The sequence below is a fragment of the Catonella morbi ATCC 51271 genome (genome assembly GCF_000160035.2).
GTDB lineage: Bacteria > Bacillota > Clostridia > Lachnospirales > Lachnospiraceae > Catonella > Catonella morbi.
Genome location: NZ_KI535367.1, coordinates 454,132 through 466,287 on the forward strand (window position 1 = coordinate 454,132; position 12,156 = coordinate 466,287).

Sequence of the window (12,156 nt, forward strand, 5' to 3'; positions counted from 1 at the left end):
TAATCAAGCTAAAGCCCCCCATTACGATATTTCGCAGATGTCCGGTAATATCACCTATAGTCACAGACCGAAAGCTATATCCAACTGTACTATACGGAACAAGAGGTCTGTGAACTATGGTGTGAATAATTGGGGTTTAATATTAATTATATATATTTCTTGCTAAATCGCATTTTTAATGCTAAAATACATTGCATACACGAATACATTTTAGAATAATCTTTTGTAACGGAGGTTTTAATGGCAAAGAAAAAGTATACCGAAATGACCAAAGAGGAATTACTTGCATTAAAAGACACACTCAAAGTCGCTTATAAAAAGATGCAGGCAAGGGGTTTAGAGTTAAATATGAGCCGCGGCAAGCCTTGTGTTGACCAGCTCGATCTTTCTATGGGAATGATGGATTCCTTAAACAGTTCTTCAGATCTTCTCTGTGAAGACGGAACAGACTGCCGTAACTACGGGGTACTTGACGGTATTCCTGAGGCAAAAGAACTTATCGGGGACATGATGGAAGTTCCTTATGATCATCTTTTTTTATATGGAAATTCCAGTCTCAATGTAATGTATGATACAGTTTCACGCTCAATGACACATGGTGTTATGGGCAGTACTCCTTGGTGCAAACTCGATAAAGTGAAATGGATATGCATAGTTCCCGGCTACGACAGACACTTTGCCATCACTGAATACTTTGGTATAGAAAGTATATCTGTGCCTATGCTTAAAACCGGCCCTGATATGGATATGATAGAGAAGCTTGTAGCCTCTGATGAAAGTATCAAGGGTGTTTGGTGTGTGCCTAAATATTCAAACCCTACCGGCAATTCTTATTCCGACGAAACAGTCAGAAGATTTGCAAGGCTTAAACCTGCTGCAAAGGATTTTAGAATATACTGGGATAATGCTTATACAGTTCATCATCTCTATGACCATGATCAGGATCACCTTATAGAGATCCTTGCGGAATGTAAGCGTGCCGGTAACCCTGATTTAGTATATAAATTTGCTTCTACCAGCAAGGTAAGTTTCCCGGGCTCAGGTATAGCCGCCCTTGCTACCAGTCTTAACAACCTTGAAGATATTCAGAAGCAGGTTGCAGTACAGACTATCGGACATGATAAAGTAAATCAGCTCCGTCATGTAAGATTCTTCGGAAATATTCATGGACTTGTGGAGCATATGAGAAAGCACGCAGACATACTCAGGCCTAAATTTGAAGCGGTTGAAGAGATACTTGAAAAAGAGCTTGCAGGAACAGGAATTGCTTCCTGGACTTCTCCAAAGGGCGGATACTTTATTTCCTATGATACTCTTCCGGGCTGTGCAAAGAAGGTAGTTTCCCGTTGTGCAAAGGCCGGTGTGGTTATGACTCCTGCAGGTGCTACATTCCCGGGCGGAAAAGATCCGCAGGATACAAATATCCGTATAGCTCCTTCTTTCCCTCCTATTAATGACTTAAAAACAGCCGCCGAGTTACTTGCACTTTCCACAAAGCTTGTAACCGTAGAGCATTTGCTTGAAAATATGGAAGGCTCAGAACCTGCTGCTGAAACTAAAACAAAAAAATAAAATATCCCCAATTATTCACGAAACATCTTCGGAAACACATAATCAAGCCGTAGGTTTGAAATTATGTGTTTTAGAAGATGTTTGGTAATATTCCCCATAGTCACAGACCGAAAGCTGTTTATCCTACTCTACTATCTGAATAAGAGGTCTGTGACCTATGGCGTGAATAATTGAATCTTATTTAGTCCTTAAACATCTGCAAGCTATCGTATTTTGAAAACAGTCTTACAATTATGATATTTGCAGGTGTTTTTGCTATTTTAAATTGTAATTTTTTTGTGATTAATTCATTTGCTTTTTAATATTTTTTTTAATATAATTAGCTTGTTACCGACTGCGGTAAACTAAAACTTTGGAGGAACCGATATGAAAGTTCTAATTATAGGTACAAATCATGCCGGTATAGCGGCAGCTAATACTTTGCTTGACAATTACCCGGGCAATGAGATTGTAATGATTGATAGAAATACCAACCTTAGTTATTTGGGCTGTGGTACTGCTCTTTGGGTAGGAAGACAGATTGACTCTTACGAAGGACTCTTTTACACCAATGCTGAAGCTTTTGAGAAAAAGGGTGCTAAAATAAGTCTTGAAACCTCTGTTGAGAGTATTGACTTCGCTAAAAAAGTGGTTTACGGCACAAAGAAAAACGGTGAAAAATTTGAGGAAAATTACGATAAACTCGTGCTTGCTACCGGTTCTCTTCCAATATCACCTGCACTTGCAGGTAACGATTTAGAAGGACTTAAGTTCTTAAAGCTCTTCCAGGAAGGGCAGGAAGTTGACAAAGAAATCAGCAATCCTAATGTAAAGGAAGTAGCTGTAATAGGCGCAGGCTATATAGGTGTAGAAATAGCTGAAGCCTGTCTTCTCCGCGGCAAAAAGGTAAGGCTTTTTGATATAGCTCCAAGCTCTCTTGCAAGCTATTATGATAAATGGTTCACTGATGATATGGACAAAGCTATTTCTGATGCAGGTATCGAGACTCATTTTGGTGAAAAAGTACTTGAATATAGGGGAAACGGCAGAGTTTCATCCATAGTTACCGAAAGCGGAGAATATCCTGCTGACCTGGTAATCAATGCTATCGGTTTTGTTCCGAATAACCTGCTTGGAAAAGACCATCTTGAACTTTGGAAGAATGGTGCATATTCAGTAGATAAATATCAGCAGACCAGTGATCCTGATGTATATGCTGTAGGCGACTGTGCTACTATCTATTCTAATGCACTCAGAGACAAAACATATATAGCTCTTGCTTCAAATGCAGTTCGTACAGGTATAGTTGCCGGTCATAACATAGGCGGCACCAAACTTGAAGGTGCAGGCGTACAGGGTTCCAATGCTATCTGTGTATTTGGCAGAAAGCTTGCTTCTACAGGTCTTTCAGTGGCTGCTGCCGAAAGATTCGGTATGGAAGTGGAATATACTGATTTTGAAGATACCCAGCGTCCCGGCTTTATGAAAGAAAATGAAGATGTTAAGATACGTATAGTATATGAAAAGTCTACCAGAAGAATAGTCGGTGCTCAGCTTTCTTCAAGAGAAGATGTATCTATGGCTATACATATGTTCTCTCTTGCTATAGAAGAAGGTGTTACTATTGATAAGTTAAAACTCCTTGATATCTTCTTCCTTCCGCATTTTAATAAGCCATATAACTACATTACCATGGCTGCGCTTAATGCGAAATAAAATCAACTCCCAATCGCAATAAGCAGTGTGAACAACTGTGAATTTTAATAAAATCAGCTAATTTATAACGCTAAAGACGCTGCAGGTATACACCTACAGCGTCTAATTATTTACTCCAAAAATCAATTACTTTACTTTTATTTTAAGCTTAGCAAGTTGTTTAGCAGTTAATTTCTTGCCATCAACAAATACTTTAAGTTCAATTTTGCCTGTTTTCAGTCTTACAGCCTTAAAAGTAATCTGTTTTTTGGTAAGCTTATTTAATGCTTTAAGGTTCTTTGAATTTAAGTACAGTGTAAAATTCTTTCCTATTACTTCAAATGCACTTATTTTCTTAGACACCAGCTCAGATAAAGCTGCGGCTGTGATAGAGGCATTTATCTTTGCTTTATTCTGTGGAAGAACAACCTTCTTGGCATTAATAGAATTTAACTCTTTAAGAGCGCCAAGATTTACTGTTTTCTTTGAAGAAGGCAGTGTTAAGACTTTCTTCTCTGTAGCCTTTCCCTGTGGAGTTTCAGTATCAGTAACATCTGTTACTGAAGGTGCTTTACCTTCTTCTTTTGTCTCAGGCTTCTTCTGCTCTTCCTTTGTTTCTTCTTTCTTTTCCGGAGCTGCCGGAACTGCAGGGTATGGCACAACAGGAGGGTTCGTATTATTCTCCTCTTTTCCGTTTAATGCGGCTGCTACCGTTTTCAGTTGATTTATGATTTCTTCTAAAGCCTTTTTATCAACATTATCTTCCCGTAAAATCTTTTTTGCATTGTCTAAAACTTTATCAAATTCTTCCTGTTTTTCCTTGTCAGCTTTTTTATATCTGACATCTTCCTTAAGAGCTTCTGCTTTGGCAATTGCTTCCTCAAGTGTCTTCTTTAAGGCTTCAACTTCAGGATCAGGCTGTGGATTTGGTGCTTTTGCTTCTTCATATTCAACTATAAATTCAGCAATCTTATACCAGTTACCGTTTTCCTCAGTAATTCTTAGCTGTACTTCGGTGGTAACAGGTCGTTTTCCCGCTTCGACTTCTACAGTTGTTTTATCAGTTCCTGCTATTTCACCTATTTTCTTCCAATTGTCTCCGTCTTTTACTTCAATATCAGCCGTATTTATGAAGTCATCTTCCACATCATCAGGATAAATAATTTTAACTTTATTTACCTTTATCGGCTTTGTATAGGTCAATTTCACCCAGTCGCCTACTATCTGAGAAGATGCAATCCAAGTATAGGTATCCTTTTTCCCATCTACCATTCTGTCAAGTTTGAATCCCTGATAAACTAACTGTTTTGATGACGGAACTGCTGTCAGCGGTTCATTTGAAAGCCCGTCAAGTGCCTTTACAGTCTCTTTTAATTTTTCCAGCTTTTCACTTATTGCCTTAACATCAAACTCGCTTCCTGTAATAAGTTCTTCAGCCTCCGCAAGTGCCTTATCAAATGCATCCTTTTTTTCTCCGGTTGCATACCTGTATTCAGCCTTTTCCTTTAATCCCCTTGCCTTTTCAACCTCACTCCAAAGCTCTTTTATTTCCTTAGGATCAGTATCATTTGGGATAACCATTACCTTAAAAGTAGTTTCTTTATTAAGGCCTGTGACTTTTACCGTCTTTTCTCCAAGAGTAGATGTATCAGGTTCTTCAACTGTAAAGCTTTCATGTGTAAGAGGAAGTGAAGATTCTCCTCCCCAACTCGAATATTTTACCTTAACATCATAATCAGCCTTGTTGAAAGCCTCAAGCCTTTTTATTGTATTGCTTATCTTTGGTACTACCTTAAGGCTAAAGGCTGCTTTTTCAACATTTATTTCCGCTTTACCCTCTTCCTTTACATCAATACTTCCTTTCTTAGGGATAATCTGTGATCCCCAATTTGATGCATTGCTTATCTCATAGTTATACTTCTTTCCCTTAGTAAGAATAAAGCTGTATACATGATCTTTAATTGAAAATGGTTCTATCTTTTTATCCTCTTCATCTTTAAGTACAAAGTTTACCTGTGCATAGCCGTCAATAACAAGGTGAATATCATACTTTACAGCATTTTCATTCTTATGAAGCTTTCCGTATAACTCCTTCAATTCCTTTACAAATTTGTTTACTTTTTCTTCATTTCTTTTAAGCGTATATATTACCTGTTCACTCTCAACAAGCTTTGCCTGAATTTCATCAAGTATACTGTCCAAATCGGTATTATCAAATAAAATTCTTGCAGCCGATCTGTTATTAACAATCTTAGAATATTCTTCCTTCAGCTTTATAAGCTCTTCCTTATAAGATTCATCATATTTTAATTTAATCTCACTGCTGTTTCCCTTATAGTCATTCAGAGTAAGAGTTATCTCTCCTTTGTCAGCCGGAAGAGTTATAGGACTATGGTAGTTTGGAGTTATACCCCTTTGATAACTGCCTATCTCTTTAGCCTCGGCTTCTCCTTCTGCCTTGAAGCTGAGCTTTACTTCATACCAGTCTCTGGTAAGAGGTGAACGAAGTGCAACCTTTTTCACTCCTGCCCATACTATGTCATCTTCTGTCATAGGTCTTGCATAGCTATCATTAAACTTGCCTCTGTAACTTATACCTATTTCACTGTTCTTAGGCTTTATGGTAAGATCGTAGAAATATCCGTCTTTTAGGTTAGGAACGGTTACAATTCCATTATCGTCGGCCACATCTATCTTATACTCAGATGCTGTTTTGTCATACGTATATTCCTTTATAGGCTCTACTGAAGCTTCATACAAGGTATTATTGTCTTTGCCCTTTTTAAAGCTGAATGATATTTTCTCAGGCTCTTCAGCTTCTGCTTGAAGTTTAACAAGTCTTTCATTAAATTCTTTTTCAGGAATGATTTCAGCTACTTTAATTTCTGTAGGAAGCTTTGAAAAATCAACAACTTTCTCTGTTGCCTTACTTTCCTTACCATCTTTTCCTACCTTAACAAGGCTGAATTTTATTTCCTTACCTTTATCAAAGAAATAATCCTTTACATAAAGCTTTTCATCATAAATTCCGCCAAGAAAATGTTTCTTGCCTTCACTTTCAGCATAAACACGGTATTTATCAACATCTTCATACCTGTCAAGCTTCCAGGAGAATACCATCTGCTTATCATCATAGACACGATCTATCTTAAAGTTCTCAGGAGCTGTAATCTCAGTCTCTGTATCAGATACGGAAATACTTCCTATATTCATCTGATATGTATCTGCATTTCCATCGAATACAAGGCTTATAGCAGCAATTTTCCTGCCTTTGTATGCGGATAAATCTACCTGAGCCGACTTAAATTCATCGCTCTTTGTTTCTGTACTTTTAACTTCAAGTTCTACTGTTTCTTCAGGTTTATCTTCAAATACAAGACCAAGTTTCATCTTAGCAGCATCATCTGAAGTCTTTCTGAATATGAGCTTTGCTTTAGTTGATTCTGTTACATCAAGAGCAGTCTTAAATAACTTTAAGTTGTTTTTAGACTTAAGGTCTCCGTAAACTACGAGTGAACTTCCGCCATTGTAAGCACCTATCTGCTTAAACGGTAATTCTCTCTTATTTCCCTCTGTATCATTTCTTACTTCTTTTTCACCAAAGTCAAAATCAGCCTTTAACTTAGAACCTTCTGATTCAAACCACCACTGCCAGCTAGGTAGGATATCCTGATCATTTAAATTTGTCCATGCCTCATCATTTACAGCCTTACCCTTAACAAAGTACTGCATACCCTTACCTATATTGAAATCTGTATAAAATTTCTTTCCTCTTATAACAGAAGTCTCAGCCTTAAAATCAGCTACTCCCGGCCAGTAAGATGCATCATTTACTACTACATCTTCTCTCTTATATCCCGGATGGCTTCCTGTATCTTTAGGATCACAGGTAACACCAGAAAAATACATACGCTCCCTCTCAGCTATCATCCACTGATATTCAGGTCTCTGATGAACCGGAAGCTTACCGCTTAATCCAAGTTTTTTCTCAAGATCATCCACTCCCCTTTGGTACATATCGCTAGGTGTGAAAAGTGCAATACTGCATAGCGGATTCTTGTCTGTCTCAGAGGTGTATGAATTTTTTACAAGATTGTTGTTAGCTATATATTTTCCCTGATTAGCCTCTATACCAAGGAATACAGCTTTGTACGGATCCACTCCTATTTCTTTGGCATGCTCTACAAACTTATTAACATTACTCCAGCCATAGTTTACAAAGACCGAATCATGTATCTTGGCACGATTATCATCTTTCAGCCACTGTGACTTAGACCGGTTAAAGTAGGAGTTTGTATCATAAAACTGTGTATATAGTCCTTTCTCTGAAAGATATGCCATAAAATCTTTAAAACGCTCATCATATCTTTCCTCATTATTCAGGAAGTACCCATCTATTCCATACTCTTTTGCAAGGGCAATCAGTTTCTTTGCCACCACATAATCTCCGTTTGTATCCTTGACAAACATTTCGTTTATTGTCTGTCCCGGACGGAAATGCGGATCAAAGTATACGCAGGCTATAGCCTTTACACCATTCTTATGTGCGGCATTGATATAAGCCTGATTCGGAATATTTACTATTCCGAACTCAAATCCTCTTGCACGCCAGTCACTTGTAACCGGATCATAAAGTCCTTCCGGAACACCTACGGTCGCCGCACCATGCCAAGGACAAAAATAGTCTGTATACTGCCAGAAATTGAAGGCTACATTTCCATAGGAGTTATTTGCAATAGTACTATTAAAAAATGAATTTCCATAGTCACCCTGCATAAGCATAACTTCCGTCTTGTCGTTTAATGAAGGATTTGCCTGAGTTTGAGTAAATGCCTCATTCCTTTTTTGAAGCGGTACTCTTGCCCTCATAAGGTCCGAAAAAGGATCTGTTTCTTTATCCCAGGCCTCAATATTTCTTACAGTATAGCCACTGAAATGCGGCTGTGCTGACTTAATTTTGGCACTGTCTATATCAGGCCAGGTATCAGCATAAGCTTTGTTCCCCATTGAAATTCCCGCAAAAGCAGAAATTGCCATACTCATTATGCAGAGTCCGGCAATTTGCATCTTTGTTCGTTTTCTCATAACTCCTCCTTTTGTTAAAAAATGTTAAATTATTGAATACCCCATATCAAAATATACATCATTATATAATTTTAATCAATATTTTTTCAATTTATAATTATTTTTCTGCAATTTTTAACAATATTTATATTGTAATTTTATATAGATTTAACAGAATAATTTAATTAATGTTAAATATAATGTTAAATTTTTTTGCACGCTAAAGCCCCTCACCATACCGGCAAGGGGCTTTTTTGTTTCTTATTCATTTTTTTCAGTAGCTTTGTCAGTAGCTTCGACTACATTTACAGTACAGATATCGTATTTACCATTTGCAATGGAAGAAATAATATAGGTTTTTCCAACCTTTTTAGCTAATATTTTCCCACTGGCGCTTACAGCAACAATTTCCGGATCATAGCTTGAAAACACTCCGGTCTCTGCTGTTGTATTTGGCTTAAGAATAGCCTGCAAAGTCTTTCTTTTGCCTACTTCAAGTGTAACCGTACTCAAAGTAAGCCTTATACTTATAGCAGGTGGACCCACATATACCTTACACTTAAACACTTTGTCTTCCTTCACTGACCTACCCTTAAGTGTAACTGTTACTGTGGTCTCGCCTACTTTAAGTGCAGAAAGTTTACCCGACTTTGAAACACTTACAATGCTTTCATCTTCCGACTTATAATGCACCTTCTGGTCCTCTGTCAAGTTATATACTTTCAAAAGAAAGGAATCATCTGTTACCAAAGATAATTCGGTAACATTTAACTTTGGCTCTGCCACATTCTCTTTTGTCAGTACCGCCCCGGCATATAGTTTTATTCTATAAGCACCGGGGGACAAAATTAAACAAAGCATAACCAAGACTGACAGAGCGACTTTTTTGCTAAGATTTTTCATCTCAATACCTCCGTCTGTCCTTTGACATTATAATCATAGCTTGCGATTTTGTCATAATCGTGTCATTTAATAGACTTTATTTAGCTTGAAACTGACACAAAAAAACACTATAATTGTTATGTATACCTAAACGCCAATTATTCACGCCATAAGTCACAGACCTCTTATTCTGTATAGTACTCCGGAATAAACTGTTTTTGGTCTGTGACTATGGGTTGATATTACCAAACATCTGTAAAATATCGTAATTTTAAGCCTTCGGCTTGATTACGATATTTCACAAGATGTTTCGTGAATAATTTGGGTTAAATATTATTCAACTCGGAAGGATGTATAAATTATGCAAAATATACTTATAGCGGATGACAATGCCGATATTACAAAGGTACTGGCTGCCTACACCTCAAAGGAAGGCTACAATCCTGTGATTGCAACCGACGGTGAGGAAGCTCTTAAGCTGTTTGATGAAGTCTCTCCTTCTGCCGTACTTTTAGATGTAATGATGCCTAAGATGGACGGATATGAAGTCTGCCGTAAAATCCGTGCCAAATCAAATGTTCCGATTATCCTTGTTACAGCCAGAGGTGAAGGCTTTGAGAAAATAATGGGACTTGATATAGGCGCGGATGACTATATAGTTAAGCCTTTCAGCCCAAGCGAGGTCATGGCGAGGCTCAGGGCTGTTCTCAGGCGCATGGTAGCCCCTGAATCTTCTGCAAATGTTGCAAACGAAAATTTTATCAAAATAGATAACCTTGAAATTAACCTGGATGAATATTCCCTCAGTATAGGCGGTGAAAAGATCGCTCTTACAAAAAAAGAAATAGAAACCATGTGGACTCTTGCAGAGAATCCGAATAAGGTATTTACCAGGGATAACCTGCTTGACAGCCTCTGGGGTTTTGACTACTTTGGAGACAGCCGCACTGTAGACTCACATATAAAACGTCTCAGGGCTAAACTCGATACCGTAGAACATCCTAACTGGTGTATAAAAACCATATGGGGTGTGGGCTATAAGTTTGACATTGATGCTTAAATTAAACAGAGGAGTTGACATATGAAGATATTTAATAACTTAAAAGGCAAAAAAAATGATGACATTGTCATTGACGAAAATCTGGATAAGAAATTAAAAAATGCTAAAAGATTCGGAATTTTTATCGTCTGCGCCCTAATAATCGCTTTCGGTATTTTTTCAAGCATCTATTCTGTATCCGAGCAGGAGCAGGCTGTAATCACACAGTTCGGAAAGGTGGTCGGAGTTGAATCTGCCGGGTTGCATTTTAAAATACCTTTTATACAACAGAGTATAAGGGTAAATACCACTACTCAGGGTATGGCTATAGGCTATCAGGAATCCGGAACCAACGATCCTATAGAAGATACTTCAGACTATGAAGACAGTATGATGATTACTAAGGATTTTAATTTTGTAAATATAGATTTTTACCTGGAATATAAAGTGGCAAATCCTGAAACTTTTCTTTTTAATACCGCCGAACCGCTTGAAACTTTAAGGAATCTTACCAAAGCTTCCATCCGTTCCACCATTTCCAAGTACCTTGTGGATGAGGTAATGACTACCGCCAAGGGAAAAATCCAGTCAGAGGTTAAGGATAAGCTGATTGCTGAAATGCAGAAAATAAATCTTGGTATAGAGGTAGTAAACATTTCAATTCAGGATGCAGAGCCGCCTACAGCCGAGGTTGTACAGGCATTCAAGGCAGTTGAAACCGCAAAACAGGGTGCCGAAACTGCCTTAAACAATGCAAATAAATACCAGAGCGAAAAACTTCCGTCCGCCAATGCCGATGCCGATAAAATTCTTAAAGAGGCTGAAGCCTACAAAGAGAACCGCATAGCAGAGGCTGAAGGGCAGGTAGCCAGATTCAGTGAGACCTACAAAGAATATAAGAAATTTCCTCTTATAACCAAGAAGCGTATGTTCTATGAGACTCTTGAAGAGGTATTGCCAAATCTCAATATTATAATTACTGACGGAAACACACAGTCAATTTATCCTGTTGACAAATTCAATAATTAATGGAGGGACTTATGAAAAATAAAAAAATCTTACTCTTGGTAATACTTGTTCTCGCTGTTTTTCTTGGAGTCAGCTCTACATATTCACTTAGGGAAAATGAATACGGTATCAGATTACAGTTTAATAAAATAGTTGCCATAGACGAAAGCGCGGGACTTTATTTTAAAATACCTTTCATACAAAATGTAAGAAAGGTACCTAAGTCCATCCAGCTCTACGATATTCGTCCGAGTGATGTAATGACTTCCGACAAAAAATCAATGATAGCCGATATGTACATCCTCTGGCGTGTTGTAAATCCAACCGTTTATTATCAGACCTTAAATGCAAATGTAAATAATGCAAAGGACAGAACCGGAATTACGGTTTACAATTCCGTAAAATCTGTTATATCCTCTATGACACAGGATGAGATAATAGAAGCCAGAGGTGAGAAACTCACACAGACGATAACTTCCGATGCTAATCCTGACATTCAGAAATACGGCATTGAGATAGTGCAGGCTCAGCTTAAGTCCCTTGATTTGCCTGATGATAATAAACAGGCTGTATATGAGCGTATGATATCCGAAAGAAACAATATTGCCGCCTCTTATACCGCCGAGGGTGAAAGCAAGGCTAAAAAAATTCAAAACGAAACCGATAAGCAGGTAGCCATTCTCAAGGCTCAGGCCGAGAAAAACTCCGCCAAGCTAAAAGCCGAGGGTGAGGCAAAGTATATGGAAACCTTACAGCAGGCCTATAACGACAAGGATAAGGCTGAATTTTACAATTATATCAGAAGCCTTGATGCCCTCAAAGTCTCCCTTAGCGGAACAGGTGAAAAGAAACTTATGCTGGGAAAAGACAGTGAACTGGCTAAGATTCTTTACGGAAAAATAGAATAAATCCAATCA

The 12,156-nt window shown here is 38.0% G+C and carries 7 protein-coding genes; 5 read left to right on the forward strand and 2 right to left on the reverse strand.

Annotated features, from left to right (window positions below):
• The first annotated feature begins 240 nt into the window (after window positions 1-240).
• Window positions 241-1,572 (forward strand): aminotransferase class I/II-fold pyridoxal phosphate-dependent enzyme, encoded by a 1,332-nt coding sequence (locus GCWU000282_RS05680; protein WP_023354079.1) that lies wholly within the window; start codon window positions 241-243, stop codon window positions 1,570-1,572.
• A 366-nt stretch (window positions 1,573-1,938) separates the two neighbouring features.
• Window positions 1,939-3,267, forward strand: a complete 1,329-nt coding sequence (nox, locus tag GCWU000282_RS05685) for a H2O-forming NADH oxidase (RefSeq protein WP_023354080.1) — start codon at window positions 1,939-1,941, stop codon at window positions 3,265-3,267.
• Between the two features lie 126 nt (window positions 3,268-3,393).
• Here nox and GCWU000282_RS15840 read toward each other — a convergent pair whose 3' ends face one another.
• Window positions 3,394-8,331: an endo-beta-N-acetylglucosaminidase gene (locus GCWU000282_RS15840; protein WP_023354081.1), complete on the reverse strand. Its 4,938-nt coding sequence runs from the start codon at window positions 8,329-8,331 to the stop codon at window positions 3,394-3,396.
• 240 nt (window positions 8,332-8,571) lie between these two features.
• Window positions 8,572-9,213, reverse strand: a complete 642-nt coding sequence (locus GCWU000282_RS05695; RefSeq protein WP_023354082.1) for an Ig-like domain-containing protein — start codon at window positions 9,211-9,213, stop codon at window positions 8,572-8,574.
• Between the two features lie 340 nt (window positions 9,214-9,553).
• Here GCWU000282_RS05695 and GCWU000282_RS05700 point away from each other — a divergent pair, with 340 nt between their 5' ends.
• From GCWU000282_RS05700 to hflC, 3 genes are read left to right on the forward strand one after another with little or no spacing between them, the layout of a single operon-like run.
• Entirely contained in the window at window positions 9,554-10,252 is a 699-nt protein-coding gene (locus tag GCWU000282_RS05700) for a response regulator transcription factor (RefSeq protein ID WP_023354083.1), read from the forward strand.
• Window positions 10,253-10,273: 21 nt separating this feature from the next.
• A complete protein-coding gene (gene hflK / locus GCWU000282_RS05705; protein WP_023354084.1) occupies window positions 10,274-11,260 on the forward strand; it encodes an FtsH protease activity modulator HflK in 987 nt (328 codons plus the stop codon).
• Between the two features lie 11 nt (window positions 11,261-11,271).
• On the forward strand, window positions 11,272-12,147 hold the full coding sequence (gene hflC / locus GCWU000282_RS05710; RefSeq protein ID WP_035039629.1) for a protease modulator HflC: 876 nt from the start codon (window positions 11,272-11,274) through the stop codon (window positions 12,145-12,147).
• Window positions 12,148-12,156: the final 9 nt, after the last annotated feature.